The 20,199-nt window shown below is 55.4% G+C and carries 18 protein-coding genes; 13 read left to right on the top strand and 5 right to left on the bottom strand.

Annotated elements, in window-relative coordinates; genetic code table 11:
- The first annotated feature begins 21 nt into the window (after positions 1 to 21).
- The 11 genes from FJ695_RS22955 (at position 22) to FJ695_RS22905 (ending at position 12,726) form a co-directional block, all read left to right on the top strand.
- A complete protein-coding gene (locus FJ695_RS22955; protein WP_141187604.1) occupies positions 22 to 582 on the top strand; it encodes a TRAP transporter small permease in 561 nt (186 codons plus the stop codon).
- A complete protein-coding gene (locus tag FJ695_RS22950) occupies positions 579 to 1,874 on the top strand; it encodes a TRAP transporter large permease (RefSeq protein ID WP_141187603.1) in 1,296 nt (431 codons plus the stop codon). Before FJ695_RS22955 ends, FJ695_RS22950 begins: the two co-directional genes overlap by 4 nt.
- Positions 1,874 to 3,760 carry a bifunctional sugar phosphate isomerase/epimerase/4-hydroxyphenylpyruvate dioxygenase family protein gene (locus FJ695_RS22945; protein WP_141187602.1) on the top strand — a complete coding sequence of 629 codons (1,887 nt, stop codon included), beginning with the start codon at positions 1,874 to 1,876 and terminating at the stop codon, positions 3,758 to 3,760. Before FJ695_RS22950 ends, FJ695_RS22945 begins: the two co-directional genes overlap by 1 nt.
- Entirely contained in the window at positions 3,757 to 4,629 is an 873-nt protein-coding gene (locus FJ695_RS22940) for a shikimate dehydrogenase (RefSeq protein ID WP_141187601.1), read from the top strand. Before FJ695_RS22945 ends, FJ695_RS22940 begins: the two co-directional genes overlap by 4 nt.
- Positions 4,626 to 5,441, top strand: a complete 816-nt coding sequence (locus FJ695_RS22935) for a citryl-CoA lyase (protein ID WP_141187600.1) — start codon at positions 4,626 to 4,628, stop codon at positions 5,439 to 5,441. The genes FJ695_RS22940 and FJ695_RS22935 overlap by 4 nt, the downstream gene beginning before the upstream one ends.
- Positions 5,431 to 6,615 carry a Gfo/Idh/MocA family protein gene (locus FJ695_RS22930; RefSeq protein ID WP_141187599.1) on the top strand — a complete coding sequence of 395 codons (1,185 nt, stop codon included), beginning with the start codon at positions 5,431 to 5,433 and terminating at the stop codon, positions 6,613 to 6,615. Before FJ695_RS22935 ends, FJ695_RS22930 begins: the two co-directional genes overlap by 11 nt.
- A complete protein-coding gene (locus tag FJ695_RS22925) occupies positions 6,605 to 7,261 on the top strand; it encodes a hypothetical protein (protein WP_141187598.1) in 657 nt (218 codons plus the stop codon). The genes FJ695_RS22930 and FJ695_RS22925 overlap by 11 nt, the downstream gene beginning before the upstream one ends.
- A 9-nt stretch (positions 7,262 to 7,270) precedes the next feature.
- Positions 7,271 to 8,458, top strand: a complete 1,188-nt coding sequence (locus FJ695_RS22920; RefSeq protein WP_141187597.1) for a Gfo/Idh/MocA family protein — start codon at positions 7,271 to 7,273, stop codon at positions 8,456 to 8,458.
- A 182-nt stretch (positions 8,459 to 8,640) separates the two neighbouring features.
- The gene (locus tag FJ695_RS22915; protein ID WP_141187596.1) at positions 8,641 to 9,555 is read left to right on the top strand and encodes a sugar phosphate isomerase/epimerase; all 915 of its coding nucleotides are present in this window, start codon (positions 8,641 to 8,643) and stop codon (positions 9,553 to 9,555) included.
- A complete protein-coding gene (locus FJ695_RS22910; protein WP_141187595.1) occupies positions 9,536 to 10,945 on the top strand; it encodes an aldehyde dehydrogenase family protein in 1,410 nt (469 codons plus the stop codon). Before FJ695_RS22915 ends, FJ695_RS22910 begins: the two co-directional genes overlap by 20 nt.
- Positions 10,945 to 12,726, top strand: a complete 1,782-nt coding sequence (locus FJ695_RS22905) for a thiamine pyrophosphate-binding protein (protein ID WP_141187594.1) — start codon at positions 10,945 to 10,947, stop codon at positions 12,724 to 12,726. The genes FJ695_RS22910 and FJ695_RS22905 overlap by 1 nt, the downstream gene beginning before the upstream one ends.
- 91 nt (positions 12,727 to 12,817) lie before the next feature.
- Here the strand turns inward: FJ695_RS22905 and FJ695_RS22900 are convergent, their stop codons facing one another.
- On the bottom strand, positions 12,818 to 13,168 hold the full coding sequence (locus FJ695_RS22900; RefSeq protein WP_168206214.1) for an ROK family protein: 351 nt from the start codon (positions 13,166 to 13,168) through the stop codon (positions 12,818 to 12,820).
- Between the two features lie 328 nt (positions 13,169 to 13,496).
- Positions 13,497 to 14,042: a PAS and helix-turn-helix domain-containing protein gene (locus FJ695_RS22890; protein WP_209010789.1), complete on the bottom strand. Its 546-nt coding sequence runs from the start codon at positions 14,040 to 14,042 to the stop codon at positions 13,497 to 13,499.
- An 83-nt stretch (positions 14,043 to 14,125) separates the two neighbouring features.
- On the opposite strand from FJ695_RS22890, the gene FJ695_RS22885 reads away from it, so the two are divergent.
- Positions 14,126 to 15,658, top strand: a complete 1,533-nt coding sequence (locus FJ695_RS22885; protein ID WP_141187591.1) for an AMP-binding protein — start codon at positions 14,126 to 14,128, stop codon at positions 15,656 to 15,658.
- Positions 15,655 to 16,458 carry an SDR family NAD(P)-dependent oxidoreductase gene (locus tag FJ695_RS22880; RefSeq protein WP_141187590.1) on the top strand — a complete coding sequence of 268 codons (804 nt, stop codon included), beginning with the start codon at positions 15,655 to 15,657 and terminating at the stop codon, positions 16,456 to 16,458. Before FJ695_RS22885 ends, FJ695_RS22880 begins: the two co-directional genes overlap by 4 nt.
- 120 nt (positions 16,459 to 16,578) lie before the next feature.
- On the opposite strand, the gene FJ695_RS22875 is transcribed toward FJ695_RS22880, so the two are convergent.
- The 3 genes from FJ695_RS22875 to FJ695_RS22865 all read right to left on the bottom strand — a co-directional run bounded on the left by FJ695_RS22875 (position 16,579) and on the right by FJ695_RS22865 (position 20,150).
- Positions 16,579 to 17,445: a response regulator transcription factor gene (locus tag FJ695_RS22875; protein WP_141187589.1), complete on the bottom strand. Its 867-nt coding sequence runs from the start codon at positions 17,443 to 17,445 to the stop codon at positions 16,579 to 16,581.
- Between the two features lie 59 nt (positions 17,446 to 17,504).
- On the bottom strand, positions 17,505 to 19,055 hold the full coding sequence (locus tag FJ695_RS22870; protein WP_141187588.1) for a PAS-domain containing protein: 1,551 nt from the start codon (positions 19,053 to 19,055) through the stop codon (positions 17,505 to 17,507).
- 594 nt (positions 19,056 to 19,649) lie between these two features.
- Positions 19,650 to 20,150 (bottom strand): PilZ domain-containing protein, encoded by a 501-nt coding sequence (locus FJ695_RS22865; protein WP_168206464.1) that lies wholly within the window; start codon positions 20,148 to 20,150, stop codon positions 19,650 to 19,652.
- Between the last annotated feature and the right edge of the window lie 49 nt (positions 20,151 to 20,199).

The following is a 20,199-nucleotide window of genomic DNA, read 5'->3' as shown; positions in this document are numbered from 1 at the left end:
CGTCCCCGCAGGAGAGCTGATATGAAACGCATTTCGACTTGGTTCACCTGTGGGGCTGAAGGGGTCGCCGCGGCCATGCTTGCGGCGATGTTCTTCACATTCTTGCTCCAGATTTTTTCAAGGTATGTACTTGTCACGCCTTTTGGTTGGACACTTGAGCTTTGCTTGATCCTGTGGGTTTGGATTGTGTTTTTCGGCAATGCCTTCATCGTGCACGAGAAAGACCACGTCACCTTCGACATACTCTATCTGGCGATGCCTCGCCGCGGCCAAAAAACCCTTGCCCTGATCGCTGCTGCATCCATTGTTGCCGGAATGGCTTGGTCCTTCCTGCCGACTTGGGACTACATCGACTGGATGAAAATCCGGAAGACCACAACAGTCGAAAACCCGCTTACTGGCAAGAAAATCCCCTTACGCACGATCTTCTCCATCTACCTCATATTCATGATTGCCATCATAATCCGCTATTCTTGGCGCTTTATCGACATTCTGCGCCACGGACCACCAAGCGGCGAGCACGACATTCCCGGGCATGACCATGAACCGCCCTCCATTCAGCACGGAGACGAAGCGGTATGAGTATGGAACTTGCCCTCTGTCTGGTCACCCTCTTCGGGTTGGCCGGGATCGGTACGCCGATTGGATATTCCATCATCCTGGCGTCTCTCGTTTACTTAGGGGCGGCGGATTTAGACCTTGCGTTGGCAGGAGAAAAAATTCTGCAAGGTCTCTACAAGAGTTTCGTTTTGCTGGCTGTGCCGCTTTTCATCGCGGCTGCCAATATCATGAATGCAGGTACGATTTCCGAACGTCTGCTCAGCTTTTGTGTTGCCGCCGTCGGGCGCTTCAAGGGCGGGCTAGGACATGTGAATGTGGTTGCCTCACTTATCTTCTCCGGCATGTCCGGGTCCGCGGTCGCCGATGCGGCCGGGATCGGCAAGATCATCATTGGAATGATGACAAAGGATGGCCGATATTCGAGAGGATATGCTGCGGCAATCACGGCGGCTTCAGCCACGATTGGCCCCATCATTCCGCCGTCAATCCCCATGGTTCTCTATGCACTTGTCTCCAATGCTTCGATCGGAGCGTTGTTCCTGGCCGGAATCCTGCCTGGCCTGGTGATGGGTGCAGTGTTGATGGCCATGAACTACTACCTGGCGAGCAAGCGCGGCTTTGCGCTTGAAGAACCTGTGCCCTTGAGGGAGCTACCCCGGTATACGGCCAACGCGTTTCCCGCGCTGTTGATGCCTGTCATCCTGCTTTTTGGCATCTATGGCGGTGTTACGACCCCGACAGAAGCTGCGGCTGTTGCAGCGCTTTATGCCCTGTTGCTTGCAGGGCTCTTCTACCGGGCTCTGTCGCTGCATGGCCTTTATCGGATCTTCGTCGAGAGCGCCCGCTCGTCAGCAGCAGTTGGTGTCGTCATAGGTGGCGCATTGATCCTTAACTTCGTGGTCATTTCGGAAAACATCCCGGGAATGATGTCTGAGTTCCTTCAGGGCATCGATGTTCATCCGCTGGTGTTCTTGATAGGCGTGAATATTCTCGTTCTCCTTTTGGGATGTATCCTGGACGCGACAACAATCATCCTGGTGATTGTCCCGTTGTTTATTCCAACCTGTAAGGATCTCGGCATCGATCTGGTTCACTTCGGTGTCCTGGTCGTTGTCAATTCGATGATCGGTCTGATCACTCCGCCGTACGGTATCCTGCTCTTTGTCATAAACGCTGTGACCGGCATTCCACTAAGGGAGATCATCTCGGAGGTCTGGGCTTTCCTGGTGGTGCTTATCGGGGCGCTAATCTTGATGATCCTATTCCCGGAAATCGTACTCTTTCTGCCCAGGCTTCTTGGATATGTAGGCTGATGTCCCTTTGCATCTCGACAACATCCATTCCCGGCGACTTGCCGACGAAACTGAGAGCTATTGCCTCGGCTGGCTTCGACAGTGTGGAACTTCACGATCCCGACTTCACCAGCTTTCACGGCACTGCCGGGGAAGTCCGGGAAATTGTTTCCGGGCTCGGCTTGAAGGTTGCGTTGCTGAAACCGTTCCATGACCTGGAGGGTCAGGCTGACCAGCAAGTCGCCTTCGACCGACTCGAAGCCAAGTTCGATCTCATGGAAGCCCTGGGAACGAAAATGCTGCTGGTCGGTTCCGCCAGAACCATGCAGACGGGGATCGAGCGGGACAGCATCGTTGAAGACCTCAGCAACGCGGCCGACCGGGCACAAAGGCGTGGATTGAAAATTGCCTATCTGGCGTTGCCCTGGGCGCAAGTTACAACAAATGACCTCCAGGCAAGTGAATTGGTCGAAGCCGTTGCGAGCGACAGTTTCGGCCTTGCACTGAACAGTTTTTTTTCGCTTGCCGGTGGGCGTCGCCCCGTCGACCTGCGCGATCTGGATCTGTCCGCGCTCTTCCATGCGCAGCTCTCTGATGCTCCTCGGCTCGACACCGATATCCGGATGTTGAAACGTCATTTCGGCCTCCTTCCTGGACTTGGCCGGTTGAATCTCTCCGGTTTTGTAAAAGTCTTGGCACGTAGCGGATACCGCGGCCCCTGGTCGATAGCGCGTTTGAATGAACAGGATCAGGAGGTCCGGGCCGAACAGATCACCCGAGACGGGTATCGTGCTCTTGCCACTTTGCTGGACGACGTTTCAGGCTCGGAACCCGGGCTTGGGCTAGGCGCACCTACACTGCCAGATCGCGGACATGTCCGAGGCGTCGAGTTCATCGAATTTGCCACGGACGACAAGAGCCATCGGCAACTGGCCGGCATTCTCCAATCTTTGTGCTTCAGGATGGAACGGCGACACGTTTCCAAATCCGTAGAACTCTGGCGCCAAGGCGCGATTAATATCGTCATCAATTCTGACCAGACCGGCTTTGCCCATTCCGCCTTTCTAAGTCATGGTCCGTGTGTTTGCGACGTGGGTATGCGTGTTGATGATGCCAGTCAGACTGTCGCAAGGGCGACTGAACTCGGAACAGAACCCTTCACGCAAGCAGTTGGGACCGGCGAACTTGAAATCCCCGCAATCCGCGGCGTGGGGGGATCCGTGGTTCACTTTATTGACGAGAAGTCGGATCTTCACCGGGTCTGGGACATCGAGTTCGAACCTGTGAAGAAAACAGCTGCGACCCGCCCGGCTGGTCTCCGGAGGGTCGACCATGTCGCCCAGACGATGGCTAGCAGTGAAATGCGTAGCTGGGCGATTTATTACATGACGACATTCGATATGCGTAAATGTGAGATCGTCGATGTTGCCGATCCAGCGGGCGTCGTTCGTTCGCAGGCGCTGGAAACGCCGGAAGGGGAAATGCGCCTGAATCTGAACGGGGCAGCAGGGCACCGAACATTTGCTGGCTCATTCCTGGCCGACCAATTCGGGGCTGGGGTTCAGCACATCGCGTTTCTCTCTGACGATATCTTCGAAACATCGAGCATCCTGGATGCTGCTGGTTTTCCGAGGTTGGAAATGCCTGCAAATTACTATGACGACCTCAGGGTTCGTTTTGGTCTGGATATGGAACTTGTCGAGACCATGCGTTCGGCCAACATCCTATATGACCGGGATGGGGGCATGGAGTACTTCCAGATCTACAGCCGCCCAATCTTTAACGGCTTCTTCTTTGAAATCGTCGAACGACGCTCTGGATATCAGGGATACGGTGCGTCGAATGCGCCGATCCGCCTGGCTGCCCAGATGCGTCTTCAGCGCGCAGAAGGAATGCCTTTGCGATGAGAGCAGCTCTTCTGGGGGACCATATCGGCCCCTCCTTGACCCCAGCACAACACGAACTCGAAGGAGCCGCGCTCGGGCTCGATTACCGATACTCGCGAATTGATACCGGAGGCAAGAAGCTGTCACCGGCAGATTTAGAACAGTTTCTCGTCGATGCTGAAACAGATGGTCTTGTGGGCTTGAATGTAACGCATCCTCACAAATCGGCTGTAGTCGAATTTCTCCACCGGCTTGAAGGGCCGGCTAAAGAGCTTGAGACAGCAAATACCGTTATTCTGCGGGCTGGAGAGCGAATTGGCTACAATACAGATTACGGTGGTTTTCGCAGAGCAATTCAAAGCGAAATTGCCTCCATCGCTGGAGACAGTGTCGTATTGTGCGGTGCAGGTGGAGCAGGTGCATCCGTTGCGCTCGCACTCGCCGACTTGGGCGTCGGATCATTGTTCATCATTGATCCAGTCGCAAAACGAGCAAGCGATTTGAAAGTGAGGTTAAAGAAGCTCCGTCCCCGGCTTCAAACCGTTGCGTCTGAAAACGTTGAGAGCGTCCCGTTCGATCAAATCTCCGGCGCAGTAAATTGTACGCCCCTAGGTATGGCTTCGCACCCAGGCATGGCGTTTGATCCGTGGCGGTTGAACCGTGCAGCCTGGGTCGCAGATATTGTCTATTTTCCTCGAAAAACAGCCTTTTTGAAGCTCGCGGATGCTCATGGGTGTCAGGTGATGGATGGCACGACAATGGCACTTTGGCAGGCAGTGGAAGCCTTTAGGCTCATTACGGGTCATGAGCCCGACGCGGAACGCATGAAGGCCACTCTTGAAGGCCTCTTGCAGCAAAACAATAACGAGAACAAGGAAACGGCTGCATGACCACGACGGATAGCGAAGCAATCCAGAACTGGTGGCGAACCTCCATCATCGACATGGAACCCGGGAAGATCGTTTTCCGCGGAACACCGATCGAGGAGCTGATCGGTACAGTCAACTTTCCGCAGATGATCTGGCTCATGGTTCGCGGAGGCACGCCCACCGAAGAGGAAGCAAGGCTCTTCGAAGCGGCCCTTGTGGCGGGCGTCGATCATGGACCCCAGGCCCCATCGATCGCGGCTAGCAGGATGGCTGCGACTTGTGGGCTTGGACTCAACAACGTCATGGCGACGGGCATCAATATGCTAGGCGACGTTCACGGGGGAGCCGGCGAACAATGCGCTGAGCTCTACTATGATATCGCAGATCGGATGGATGCGGAGGCGCGGCTGGAGACGGCGGTTGTTCAAGGTCTTGATCACTGGCGCTCTGAATACGGCAAGATCGTCTCCGGTTTCGGTCATCGGTTTCACAAGCCGACCGATCCACGTGCCCCTAGGTTGATGAAACTCGTCCGCGACGCGGCAGCAAAAGGAACCGTCTCTGGGCGCTTTGCGGACATAGGAGAAGCGGTACAGGCTGAACTGGGACGTTCGCGCGGCGTGCCGATTGCAATGAACATCGACGGGGCGACGGCTGTGATCTTTTGCGAGCTGGGATTCCCCGCACCTCTTTCTAGAGGATTGTTCTGCCTGTCGCGCTCTGTCGGAATTCTCGCCCATGCCTGGGAACAAATGGGCCAGGGCGGGCGCAACAAGGGGCCAATGCCACCTCGTTTTCTCCCTCAATACGAACCTGAAGACAATGCTGGATGAAAGAGCGAAATCCTTCCGGGTCGGCCTGATCGGATGTGGCCGAATAAGTGACATCTATCTGAAAACGCTTGCAAAGTTTCATGAGATTGACGTGGTCGCCTGTGCGAGCCTCGATATTGAGGAAAGCCAGGCGAAGGCGGTGAAATACGGGATACCGAAAGCGTGTCTGCCGGACGAAATCTTTGCAGACGCTGAGATTGACTGTGTTTTGAACCTGACGGTTCCCGCCGCACATGCCGATGTTTCCTTGCGGGCTTTGAAGGCGGGGAAGCATGTCTATTCCGAAAAGCCCTTTGTGACGGATTTCGCGGACGGAGCCCGAATTCTGGACGTGGCGGCTTCGAAAGGACTGCTTGTAGGGAACGCACCCGACACATTCCTCGGTGGCCGTTGGCAGACCGTCCGATCGCTCATTGATGAGGGTGTGATCGGAAAACCGACCGGTGTCTTTGCGCATGTCGGAACGCACGGCACCGAGCGTCATCATCCCAATCCTGACTTCTACTATGCAAGGGGCGGCGGCCCGCTTCTGGATCTGGGGCCTTATTATCTGACAGCCATGGTCTTCTGCCTTGGACCGATTTCGCGTGTCGCGGGGATGTCCCGCCGGACCTTTGATAGGCGCATGATTGAAAACGGACCGCGCAACGGGCAATGGATGCCGGTTGATGTAGATACCCATTCGTTGAGCCTGTTGGAGTTCGACAGTGGCGCTATCGGCGACATGACCATGAGCTTCGATGTCTGGGACAGTGAAGCACCGCGTTTCGAAATTTATGGCGAAGACGGGACTATTTGTATTCCAGACCCAGACCCGGTTCATGGAGCAAATGTCTTTCAAGGTGATGTTCTCTACAGAACCAGGGAGACAGCTCGTTGGACACATCAGCCAAGACCGGTCGGTCGCGACGCCTGGCAAGTTGCCAACAACCGCCACGGCTTTAACGAGGACAGCAGGGGGCTGGGCTTGCTTGATCTGGCTCTTGCCGTTTCCGAGGGGCGCGAGCCGCGAGCCAGTGGAGCGCTCGCCTATCACGTCTTCGAGGTGATGGCCGCAATCGAGAAGGCTCCGAGGGAAGGCATTTATCAATCGATTACAAGCCGTTGCGATCGCCCGGAACCCTTGCCCCTGAATTTCAAGAAAGATCTGACCGAGACTTCCCATGCCTGTTGAATACCTTGAAATTGGTGAACCGTTTTTTGGCCTGCGCCACGTGACCGGCGAGGCGGCCTTTCAGCTTGAAGGGCGGGCAATTGTTCTCAATCTCGGTACTGAATCCGTTTTTGTCGAGGGCCAGAAGCTTGCGCCCCTACAGTCGACCATTCTCGAGAGCTGCACGATTTCGGAGATCGAGAAGATCATCGTTATCGATCGGTTCGATGCTGAAGATGATGATGCGGAACTCATGACACGCATCCGGGACAAATGGCCCTCAGCCTTCGAAGTGCGCGGTGAAGAGCGATTGCGCGGTGTCGAACATTACATGTCGCCAAAGACCTGGGTGGATAGGATCGGCTTCACCATTTACCACTCTGCCTCCGTTCCACTCAATGTCGGCCTCCACAAAGAGCATCCGTTCTGTCCCGTTCCGGGCTTCCGGGAAGTGCACACACAGATCGTCGGTTTCGGCAAGATGCAGCAGTGCCGGGAGAAGAATCTCTCCACCCTATACCTGGAAGAAGTTATGGCCCCAGGCCACACACATCGGCCCATGTTTGATGCGGACGGCAACTATCCCTGGCACCAGTTTGAAACAATCACGCCGAGTGTGTTCATGGCAGTGGAAATGCTGCCTGAAGGCGCGCAGGTTCCAGTTTGAGGTGAGGCCATGAGTAGAATTTTGCCTGCGAGTTTGGACTTCGACGGACCGTTCCCCCGTCAGAGCCGCCGGCTGAGGCTGGGGGTTGTCGGGGGAGGGCGCATCTCTGTTACACAGGCAACCGCCGCCCGATTGACCGACCGCTGGGAGGTCGTCGCTGGGGCGCTGAGCTCGGACCCGGTAAAGGCACGTCAGCGAGCCGAAGAGTGGTTCATTCAGCCGGACCGAAGCTACGCAACATTCAATGAGATGGCATCTGTCGAAGCCGGTCGGCCGGATGGTGTCGACGCAGTCATGATCACGACGCCCAATCACGTTCATTTCGATGCTGCCAAGGCCTTTCTGGACAAGGGCATTGACGTTTTATGTGACAAGCCGCTGACCAATGATCCGGGTGAGGCGGATGAACTCGTCTCGATTGCCAGGGAAACGGGTCTCGTCTTCGCCGTCGGTTACACAATGTCCTGTTTTCCCATGATCCGTCAGGCTCGGGAAATTGTGAAACAGGGCGGCATTGGAAGGATCAATCAGATCCATGTCGAGTTTTTGCAGGACTGGATGACACCTGAGGCCGTTGCCGAAGCTGATCATGTCAAATGGCGTCTGGACCCGGCCAAGTCCGGAAGAACCAGCTGTACGGGTGATATCGGCACGCATGCGGCCCACCTCGCCAGTTTTGTTTCAGGGCTGGAGATGACACATCTGCGTGCGGAAATGCATGTTTGCGGTGCTCCAAAACCTCTTGAAGATACGGTCTTTATGTTTACCCGGTTTGAAAACGATGTGCCCGGGACATTGATGGCAACGCGGCTTGCTCCCGGAAATCGCGGTGGTTTGCGTCTGCGTGTTTTTGGCAGCGAAGGGGGGCTGGAGTGGGATCTGGAAAAGTCGGAACAGCTCAAGTTCAACCGTTTTGGCGAACCTGACCGGATCATCAGCCGGGGGCATGGCCACGGTGTCAGCGCTAAAACGGAACGTTTCGTGCGTGCGGCACGGGGTTTCCCGGAAGGGATCATCGAAGCCTGGGCGAACCTCTATACGGAATTTGCCATGGCGGTTGCGGCTCGCAGAGACGGCGTGACACCTCCCCAGCACTGGCTGAACTACCCGACTGTAACTCAAGGGGCCAAGGGCGTTCACTTCGTGGAGGCCTCCGCAAACTCTGCGGAAACAGAATCCAGCTGGCAAAAAATCTGACAAAAACTCGACCCCTCAGTTGGCAGATGCCGCTAGCTGAGGGGTAGTTGTATGAAAAGAATAGGTTTTCTTCGTTTTTAAAGTCTTCGAAAGCGCAGGCATAAAATATTTGATAAATACAAAAATATCAGATATTTTTAAAAACGCAGGATAAATTGTGTCACGCCTTACGGAGCCCGCGCATGCCCGCGAAACATCAGGCAGACCCGGAACAGCCACTCTATTCCCTCGCTCATCTGACGCTGATCAACGCGACGGTGCCGGAGTTGATCTACGTTGCCGCGCGCGCAGGTTATGATGCGGTGTCGCCGCGCTTTCTTCCCATGCATATTCCGGGCGAGTTCACCCAGTCACCGATCAGCAAGACCCAGGTCCAGGCGACGAAAACGGCGCTCGCCACGACAGGACTGAAAGTCCTCGATATCGAGCTTGCAAGGATCACGGAAGATTGCGATCCACGAGGTTTCGAACGGGCGTTGGAGCTTGGCGGCGAATTGGGTGCCAGGCGCATGATCATGAGTGCTTGGACGCAGACGCGCGACGACCGGAACTTCCTGATCGATGTCTATGGCGAAACCTGTGACCTTGCAGAGCCTTACGGATTAACCGTCGACCTCGAGTTTCCTTCCTTTTCCAGGTTGCGCACGTTGGACGAGGCCCTCGATATCGTTCGCGCCGCGGACAGGACAAATGGCGGCATCCTCGTCGATACCCTTTATTTGCACCTGAGCCGAGTGGACATAGGCGAGTTGCTCCACGTTCCGTCCGATCTTCTGCATTTCCTTCACATTTCAGACTGCCTGCCGGGGATCGCAGATACGCGCGAAGGCATGATCCAGCTGGCCCGCGATGCACGGCTTTATCCGGGCGAAGGCTGGATCGACTTTGCCGGCATTATCGAGCGCATGCCGCCGGTCGACTATTCCATTGAACTTCCCAACACCGCACGTATCGCTGAGCTTGGATATGAAGAACATGCTCGCCGCTGCCTGCACCACGCCAAACAGAAATTCGGGGCCACCCGGTCACAGCGCCGCACGATAGACCTCGTTCCCCTTCAGACCAAAGAGGACAGTTATGGGCAAAGAGCTCACTGAAGAAGACCGCGCATTGGCAAATGAAATGCTGGCGCGTGCACGCGCAGCCATGGCCGAGATCGAGGACTGGAGCCAGGAAGACCTGGACCGTCTTGCGCAGGCCATCGGCTGGTATGCGGGCAATGAAAAAACCTTCACGCGGCTGGCGCAACAGGGCGTCGACGAAAGCGGTATTGGCGACAGGGAAGGGCGTCCCGGCAAGCGTTTCAAGATCTATGGTGTATTGCGGGACGCATTGCGCCAGAAATCGACCGGGATCGTGGAAGTGGACGAGGCCAGGGGCCTGGTCAAATACGCAAAGCCTGCCGGTGTGATCGCTTCGCTCATTCCGATGACCAACCCAGCGCTGACACCTCCGGTTACCGGCATCTACGCTGCCAAAGCTCGGAACGCGGTGATCTTTTCTCCGCATCCACGAACCCGACTAACAACCTCCCAGATGACCGATGTGCTGAGGCAGGCCTGTCGGGATGTCGGCGCGCCGGAAGACCTCTTCCAGTGCGTAACCCATCCTTCGATCCCGCTGACCCAGCATTTGATGGAAATTTGCGATCTCACGCTGGCGACAGGTGGCAAGCCAATGGTGAAGGCTGCTTATTCTAGCGGCAAACCGGCGTTCGGGGTGGGGGCGGGCAACTCCTCCATCGTGATCGACGAGACGGCCGATATCGAGATCGCTGCCAAAAACACCCGCATGTCCAAGACCAGCGATTTTGGGTCCGGGTGTTCGGCGGACGGCAACATCATCATTCAAAACTCGATCTACGAGAAGATGGTGAAGGCGCTCGAAGATGAAGGTGGATACCTTTGCAACGACGAAGAAAAGGCCCTGCTGGAAAAGGCAATGTGGGACGAAAAGGGCAACCGGACGTTCCCGACGATTGCCTGCAAGCCACAACAGACAGCGGAAGTCGCGGGTTTTGCCATTCCGGAAGATCGCAAGTTCTTGATGGTGGAAAACCAGGGGTGCATTGGACCAGAGCACAAATTTTCAAAGGAGAAGCTCACCACTTTGATGGCGCTTTATCACTTCGAAAACTTCGATGATGCGCTTAACACCGTGAGCAAAATCTACGAAGTCGGGGGCAAGGGGCATTCCTGCGGCATCTATAGTCATAACGATGACCATATTGATCGTCTTGCGCGCCTGGCGCCTGTCAGCCGCATGATGGTTCGACAGCCCCAGTCGAAAGCAAATGCAGGCAGCTTCACCAACGGCATGCCCATGACCAGTTCATTGGGATGCGGCATCTGGGGCGGCAACATTACGAATGAGAATGTCACGCTCAAACACATGATGAACTACACTTGGGTCAGCCGTCCTATTGCGGAAGACAAGCCATCTGATGAAGAGCTCTTCGGCGAGTTTTTCGGTCGGGAGGTTGCGTGATGGACGCCATCCTGAAGAAGCCCAAAACCGTTGCAGAGCACATCGTCGATTATCTGGAAAGGCGTCATGTAAAGCACATCTTCGGTCTTTGCGGTCACACCAACATTGCCGTGCTGGCAGCGCTGGCAGACAGTCCGATCGACTTCGTCACTGTGCGCCATGAGCAGATCGCCAGCCATGCGGCCGACGCCTATGCGCGGGTGACAGGAAAGGCATCCGTCGTCCTGTCGCACCTGTCTCCGGGGTTGACCAATTGCGCAACTGGCGTCGCCAACGCAGCGCTCGACTGTATTCCGATGGTTGTCATCGCCGGTGATATTCCAACTCATTATTACGGTAAACACCCGCATCAGGAAGTGAACCTTCACGCCGACGCTGCGCAGTGGGAGATCTATCGCCCGTTCGTCAAGAGAGCCTGGCGGGTGGATCGCGCAGACCTGATGGCCGAAATTCTGGAAAAAGCCTTTCATCTGGCTGAAAGTGGTCAGCCCGGCCCGGTGCTTGTCAATGTTCCTATGGACATCTTCAGCGAACGCATCAGCTCCGACAGTTTCGACCGGATCGCTTCGAACACCCGAGCTCTGGTCAAACCGTCCATAGATGATGAAACAGCGCGACAGATCGTGACCAGACTGGCCGAAGCGGACAAGCCGGTTGCCTATGTCGGAGGCGGTATCCTGCTTGCCAAGGCAAGCGAGGAGCTGCGTGAATTCGTTGAACACATGGGGATGCCGGTCGCGCATTCGCTCATGGGCAAGGGCGCTTTGCGTGACGATCATCCCCAAGTGCTTGGAATGACGGGTTTCTGGGGAACAAGCCTGGTCAACCAGACGTGTCTCGACGCAGACTATGTCTTTGCTGTGGGAACGAGGTTCAAAGAGGCCGACTGCTCCAGCTGGTATCCGGGCTACACATTCAACATTCCTGGGTCCAAGGTGATTCACATCGACATCGAACCCTCTGAAATCGGTCGCAACTATCCGACCGAAATCGGCGTCGTCGCTGATGCCAAGGCTGCTCTGCGGACCCTAACACGCGTTGCCCGAGAGCTTTATCCGGAGGGGTTCAAACGTTCGGACCTTTTTTCCAAGATTTCCGAATTCCGAAAAGACTTCAAAGCGTCCAACACGGAGATGGCAACTTCTCCAGCGTTTCCGATGATGCCGGAACGCATTCTCTCCGATACCCGCAAGGCGTTGCCGGACGATGCGATCATCACGACAGATGTGGGCTGGAACAAGAACGGGGTGGGACAGCAGTTCGACATCCTGACACCGGGCTCGATCCTCACGCCAGGCGGTTTCGCTACGATGGGCTTTGGCCCTCCGGGTGCTATTGGCGCCAAACTTGCTGTTCCGGAGCGTGTGGTCCTCAGCCTCGTCGGCGATGGTGGTTTCGGCCAGAACCCTGCCATGTTGGCGACCGCTGTTGAGCTCGACCTCGGCATCATCTGGCTGGTGATGAACAACAATGCATTTGGAACGATCGCTGGGCTTCAGAAAGCCCATTACGGACTAACTTACGGGACTACGTTCCCGGGCACCTCAGCGGAACCAGAACATGGCCCGGACTACGCTCAAATCGCACGAGCCTATGGCGCAGTCGGCATTAAGGTTGGCAATGCGGATGAGCTGCTTCCGACGCTCCAGGCTGCCGTTGAGAGCGGCAGGCCTACAGTGCTGGATGTGCCCATGATCAACAACCCGACCCCAACCACGGGTCATTGGAACATCCTCGATATTTACTCACCGGACCGGGAAGTCAGCCATGTTGCGACGTGATCCGTGTCCTGCCTGGAGAGAGACGAACTTGAAAACTGGTTCGGCTCTCTCTGGATCTGTCACACAATCCACGTCTAGCATTCTCACCCAATCACGCCCCGATCGGATTGAGCTCGTTCATGTATTCTGCGCTGATCAAAGTGGCGGCTGCACCAAGTGTTCGAGCACGGTGCCCCAGAGTGCCGGCTTCAATTTCCGGCCTGTGAACCCCTTGCAGATCCGTTTTTTCCAGCTGATCTCGCACCTCTGCCACCAGGCGGTCTTTCACTTGAACAGGCAGAGCGCCGTCGATGACAACGGATTCAAAATCCAGAACGGAAAGCGCTGAAACGGTCGCATGTGCCAGATTGCATCTGGCGTCCGAAATCCAGGATCTGACGAGGGTTTCATAGAGCTGCAAAATGGCACCGCTTTGCCGTGAGTTTGGGATTTCCCGGGTCACGGGACACAAGATTTTTGAGCGGTACAAGGACTGTGGTCTGAACGACTGGAGCCGCCATTCGTTTGTTACGCCGCGCAGGTCCAGTTACCGCCCATACCGTGAATTAGCTGCGCCTCGAATGAATGTCGGCTTCCAGAATAAACTTGCGACGCGCTGAATGTCCGACTAGGGGCCCGAAGCGGCCATTGATTGAGACCACTGCCTATGGCGGCTATGCGCCGGTTTTGCCTCTGAACGGCCCTTCTATTATAGTTTTGTTTGACCGGATCAAGTCCAGGATGACAGCGGGGCAGGGACACTTGCCTGAGCACGGCAAATGCCAAAAAACCTAAACTGGCACGCCGGCAATAAGCGCAATGAGTTCCAGGCTGTTGCGGGCGTTGAATTTTTTCATGAGCCGCGCGCGGTGGACTTCGACGGTGCGGTGGGAAATATCGAGCGCCCGGGCGATTTCCTTGGACGTCAGACCTTCCGCCAGCATGGTCGCGACTTGACGTTCCCTCAAGCTCATCTCGGCCAGCGGGCGGTCGTCCGAAATATCGGCAAAGCTCCAGACCGCGCGGGCAAACGGATGATCCTTGTCGAGCGACTGGCCCCGCACCCGGCACCAGAAGAGCACACCGGATTTGCGGCGCATGATGCGCTCGTCCCGATACGCGCCAGTGCCAAGCATCTTTTCCGCGCCGATCTGGCCGATACGCAGGAATTCTTCCGAGGACGGATAAAGCTGCGACAGCGAGACATCCGTCAGCTCGGCAACGGAGTATTGGAACATGGCCGCAAAACGCGGGTTGCAACGCCGGATCATCCGGTCCTCCGAATAGATCAGTCCGACGGGTGCGTGTTCAAAGGCAAAAGCCGCGATGTCCTCCAAGTGGGTCTCCGTTACGTGTTTTGACGGAATATCCAGATAAAGCCCTGAAAGAGTATCCGAAAGGTATCTAAGGGAGGCAAGCAATGAACCCGGCTGAATGGCTGTACCGCACCGCGACCAAGACGCCCGGCGCTCCGGCGCTTTTTTCCGGAACAAAGCAGATTGCAGACTATGCAAAATTTGCAAAAGCAGCCGCAGCCATTGCCGCCGCGCTGCAACAGCGCGGCATAGAGCGTGGCGACCGGGTGGCGGTGTTTATGTCGAACAGCCCCGCCTATCTTGAGGTGCTTTACGGCATCTGGTGGGCCGGGGCGGCGGCCGTGCCAATCAATGCGAAACTGCACGGCAAGGAAGCGGCCTGGATGGTTTCTGACGCCGGTGCGCGGCTGGTGTTTTGCGACGACAAATCCGCCGCAGCCCTTCCCAAATATGTGGCGGAGGATGTGACCGTCGTTTCTTGCCAGGGCCCAGACTATGCGGTCCTGCGTGGCACTCCAGCGATGAACCAGCCCGTGCCGATGGAAACGGACGAGCTTGCCTGGCTGTTCTATACGTCGGGCACCACCGGACGGCCGAAGGGTGTGATGATCACCTGCGGCAATATCACTTCCATGACGCTGAACTATTTCGTTGATGTCGACGAAGTAAAGACCGGCGATGCGATTCTTTATGCCGCGCCGATGAGCCACGGCGCCGGGCTTTATAATTTCATGCATGTCTTGCGCGGCGCACGCCATGTTGTTCCGGAAAGCGGCGGTTTCGATGCCGCGGAAATTCTGAACATCGCACCGGAGCTGACATCTGTCAGCATGTTTGCCGCGCCCACTATGGTGCGCCGGATGGTCGATGAGGCGAAGGTCTCAGGCGGGACGGGAGAGGGCATCCGTACCGTCGTTTATGCCGGCGGGCCAATGTATGAGGCCGACATTCTGGAGGCGGTCGAGGTGATGGGCGCGCGGTTTGTTCAGATCTACGGTCAGGGCGAATGCCCGATGGGGATCACTGCCCTTTCGCGCACAGAGGTTTCGGACCGCAGCCATGCGCGCTGGCGCACGCGGCTCAATTCCGTCGGTACGGCGCAGTCTTCGGTCCGGGTGAAGGTCGTGGACGGGGAGGGCGCCGAGCTTCCCGCCGGCGAAGTCGGCGAGATCACAGTGCGGGGCTCCACCGTGATGAAAGGCTATTGGCAGAACCCTGAAGCAACCGATGCCACGATCCGGGACGCTTGGCTCTGGACCGGCGACATGGGCCGGTTGGATGACGAGGGCTATCTGACCCTGCAAGACCGCTCAAAGGATGTGATCATTTCCGGCGGTACCAACATCTATCCGAGAGAAGTGGAAGAGGTACTCTTACGCCATCCAGCGGTCCATGAAGTGGCCGTCATCGGCATACCGGATCCGGAATGGGGCGAGATCGTTGTGGCCTTCGTCGTCTGTGCCGAAGGACTGTCAGTTGAGGCAGCGGCGCTCGATGCGCTGTGTCTCGATCAGATCGCCCGGTTCAAACGCCCCAAAATTTACCGGTTTGCCGAGGCGCTGCCGAAGAACAATTACGGCAAAGTCCTGAAAACCGACTTGCGCAATCTGCTGGCGGCAGAGGAGGAGGAAAAATGACTGAACTGACAGGAAAAACAGCGCTGGTCACTGGCTCGGTCCAGGGCATTGGGCTGTCGATTGCAACCTGCCTGGCCAAGGCCGGTGCCCGGGTGGCCTTGCATGGCCTGGCAACACCGGAACAGGCGGCGGAGGCGGTCGCTGCAGTCAAAGGTGCTGGGGCTCCGGAAGCGAAGTTCTTTGACGCCGATATACGCGATATCGCAGCCGTCGATGCAATGATGCAGGCCGTTGCGGAGTGGGGCGGCGCCGACATTCTGGTAAACAATGCCGGTATCCAAAAAACTGCCAGCTACGCAGAGCTGGATGCGGCGACTTGGGACGCCATTATCGGCGTCAACCTCTCCGGCGCCTTTCACACCATGCGTCATGCGCTGCCCGTGATGGCCGAGCGCGGTTATGGCCGGGTGATCAACATAGCGTCCGTGCATGGCTTGGTCGCGTCAGTCAACAAGGCGCCTTATGTTGCCTCCAAATTCGGCCTGGTCGGCATGAGCAAGGTGGCAGCATTGGAATATGCGGCGGCCGGAACCAAGGCCAAAGGCGGTGTCACCGTCAATTGCATAGCGCCAGGCTGGACCGAAACAGTGCTGATCGAGCCGCAAGTTGCCGCCCGCGCGGCCCTTCACGGTGGTGATAGAGACCTCGGAATTGCCGACCTTTTGGCCGAAAAACAGCCGACAAAACGGACATCGAACCCATCGGAAATCGGCGAGCTGGCACTGTGGCTGTGTAATCCGGTTGCGCATAATGTCACCGGAACAACCATCCCGGTCGATGGTGGCTGGACGGCGCAGTAACCACGGATCAGGAAAGGCGAACGAGGCTCATCATCTGCAGGATGAAGAAGACGCTTTGCAGTGTCTTCTTCGACGCAGCCGCAACCATCGCCTACCGGTGTGCCAGGCGATACGGTGGGCTCAGTGTGTGGTTCCGCTGGCCATTGCCGGCGCGCCCTTAACTTTCTTCAAGATCAGCTTGAATATATCGACGGGCGGATAGGGGTATTCGATAAAGTCATCGACGCCGCTGTCGGTTATGATGTTGCGTTGTTCGACGGTGATTTTCGGAGGGGCCAGAATGATGGTCTCGCCATCCCAGTCTTGGGGGCGTTCTTCCGTCACATATTTCAAGTAGTAGTGAACGACCTTGCTGTACATCATGAACAGGAGGTCGACATTCTGCAAATCAAAGGACCGTTTTGCCAGCTGGTCTTCGGAAATGAAGCTCACCTCGCACCCCAGTTCCCGCATCGCCGTTGTCAGCGGCTGAATGAGGTTCGGCTTTGCCGTAATGATCGAGATGGTTAAAGGCCGCGGTTTTTTTGTCGCTGGGCCTTTGTGCCGTTTGTCTTGCAGTGCTTTATACAGCATCCGCAGTTTTTTGTTGTTCTGTTCCTCAATGCGTTTGATTTGGCCAATCGAGGCATCGACGGTTGCCAGAAGAAGATCGTAATCGACGGGCTTGGTCAGATAGTCGTCCACGCCAAGCCGTTTTCCCATGATGATGTCATCTCTGGTGGCTTTGGCCGTTAGAAATATAAATGGAACATTGTCCAGTTTCTTATGATTATCCCGGATTTCCTTCAGCAAACTTGGGCCATCCATACGCGGCATCATCATATCGCAGAGAATTAAGTCCGGACGGTCTGTGCTCAATACTTCCAGCGCTGCCTTGCCGTCTCCAGCCGTCAACACCCGGTAACCTTCTTCTATCAATTCATCGCGTAGGTCTTCCAAGAGCAAGCTCTCGTCTTCGACACACAGAATAGTTGCCTTTTCAGTCATGGTAGCTCCAAAAAGCTGGCCCTGGTTTTAAGAGCGGTTTCCAATTGCCTCTTCATCGGTCAAGCTGCAGCCCTGACGGCTGTCGGCAAGGTCATAGTGACGGTCGTTCCTTCCCCGACCTGACTGTCCACATCGACTTTACCGTTGTGTTTTTGAATGATCATCTCGGTCATATTGAGCCCAATCCCGGTCCCGGCGATCCCGCTGGACGTCGAGGCCCTAAAGTACCGGTTGAAGATTTTCGGAATTTCGTCAGTGGGAATGCCAACCCCTTCATCCCGGACCGAAATCTGAAAGCTGCCGTCAATCTGGCTGCCAGTCACCCAGATGTTTTTTCTTTCAGGGGAGTATTTGATCGCATTCGAAATGATGTTGTTTAGGCAGTGTTCAAACAACTTGGGGTCGAGTGTCGCATTCTCGGGCAGGTCCGAAATATCAATATGAATATCGTGGTTTTTGTTGACGCTTTGTATTGATCTGCAGACCCGGTCGACGAGATCCCGGATTGCTGTGTCCTCGGTCTGTAGGTCGACTTCTCCCGACTGTGACTGCGAAAAATTCAAGAAACGCGTTATGAGATACTGCATCCGTTCAACGCTTTGACGGATGTTCGTAATCCGATCCATAACCATGGTCGGTTCGAGTTTGTCGATCTTTCGCGCCATGCGTTGCGCGTTGCTGTCGATAATCGCCAGTGGGGTTCGGAATTCATGCGATGCCATGGAGACGAATTCCCGCTGCATCTCGGTGAGCTTCTTTTCTTTTCGAAGATGCCGGATCAACTCGTCCGTGTGGCTCTGCAAAACGGCATGTTGTTCCTTATAGGATGTGACGTCTGAATAGACAGAGATCAGGCTGCCATCGCTGGCTCTGGTCCGGGTGACTTTGTACCAGCGGCCATCAGGAAAACGCCATTCGCCATCACCAAACGGGCCTTCGTCATCGTTTTCGAAATTGCGTCCGGTTTTTTCCGGGAAAACGGTTCGGATGACGTCAACGGCGCTGCCCTTGTTGTCAATAAACTCATCGATACGCGGATAGATTTTGCGCATCTTGTCGTTGGCGAGGATGACTTCACCTCTTGGATTGGCAATGCCAAGTCCGTCCGATATGGCGTTGATCGCGTTTAACAAGAGATCACGGTTGCGATCCAGTTCCCTTGAGCTCTCTGAAAGCCGTCCTTCGAGGCGTTCGCGAGCATCTTCCAGCTCAGTTTTCTGCCGGTACTCCTCGGTGACATCGGTATAGATGGTGACAAATCCGCCATTGGACATTGGGGTGCCCTGGATTCGTATACGGGTACCATCAGGGCGCTCGCGGACAAAATCATGAGGTTCAAATTTTTTGGCTATTGCGATCCGTTCGGCAACCTGTTCATCCGGATCGCCTGGGCCATAATCTCCGCGTTCGGCATTGTACCGAATTAAACCTTCAAAGGTCGGTGTCTGGGCAACAATCTCCGGGCTAAGATCAAGTAACCTAATAGCTTCGTTGTTAAACAAGTCGATGTTCAAGTCTTTGTCGACGACAGTAATACCCTGATGGACAGATGAGACGAGGCACTCGAGCAAGGCCCAAGCATCACAGTCGCGATTAATATAATGTGCCATCAGCCACCTAAATTGAGCAGTAACTGTTATTTTTGAAATCAAGAAAATTATGACAACTAAAAGGAAAGAAAAGTTAAATGGCGTATATTGTTCTTTTGCTCAATTGCAGCTGGCTTGAAATAGTGAGGTGTATTGTAATATTTGTCAATAATATGATAGATATTACTAAATATAGTAGTAATACTTATTTAGGTGTGGGTCGATTTTGTTATTCATATTTTCAGGAGTAACCGCAAAAGTTGTGCGGGGGGCGGGGCTTGGTCGCATAACCAAGGATGATTTTGTCGTCAAGATCGGGAGCAGCTTGCGATGACGTCGCTTTAGGCTGTTTCTGAGCTGGCCAAGGGTGCAGAAACTGCCCGCCGATACCCAGCCGACGGACACCGGACATAACTTGAGCATCTATTTCGAGTGCTGCGAATTGTCCAAAAACGTTCTATTTTGGAGACCGGTCCGCTACTGAAATTGAAGAAACCAAATCTCCCCACAATGTGATAACGGGGCCTGCTTGTATCCAAGCAGCAATGTCGTCCTTCCGGCGAAAGGGACTACTGTATGTCAGCTGATCTGGTATATTGCCGGAGGCGAAGGTATTTATCGACGTTTGCCGAAACCTGTTTTGCCGCTTCCTGCTGGACGAGTTCTGCGGACCGGCTGGTGAGCGCGTTTTTGATCATCGACCATGTGCTGCCGCGTAAAGAAATTGTCCGGGCTGTCATGCATGATGTCGATTTCGGACTTCAGCGCTTCTTCTGACGTTTTTAGGGTCTGTGCACGCTGAGCACTGACGGTCCGCTTTTCGGTGATAAATTGGACGCCAAGCTTTAGGCCATCTTCCCAGCGCTTCTCGCAGCTGACTTCAAAGTTCTCCAGATCGATATGCAAGTCGAATTGCGGCGGTGCCATGAAGGCGGTTTCAAACTGCAAGAGTGCGCCGCCATCGGACAGATTACGTACTATGCATGGAAACGAACGCAAGCCGCCTTGAAAAACGATCTTGCCTTTTTTCAGAACGCGGGTTCGCCGTGGACGGTTTTCAGGCGCCCCGGTATCCTGACCACTCATAAGTGCCTGTTCTTGCTTTTCATCGGACATAACTGTTTGATCCGGCATTTCGAAAGTCGCGCACACGGCTCAAATCGCA

Source organism: Labrenzia sp. PHM005 (assembly GCF_006517275.1).
Taxonomy (GTDB): Bacteria; Pseudomonadota; Alphaproteobacteria; order Rhizobiales; family Stappiaceae; genus Roseibium.
The sequence above is the reverse complement of the archived record's forward strand: the minus strand, read 5'-3'. Positions and strand labels throughout refer to the sequence as shown.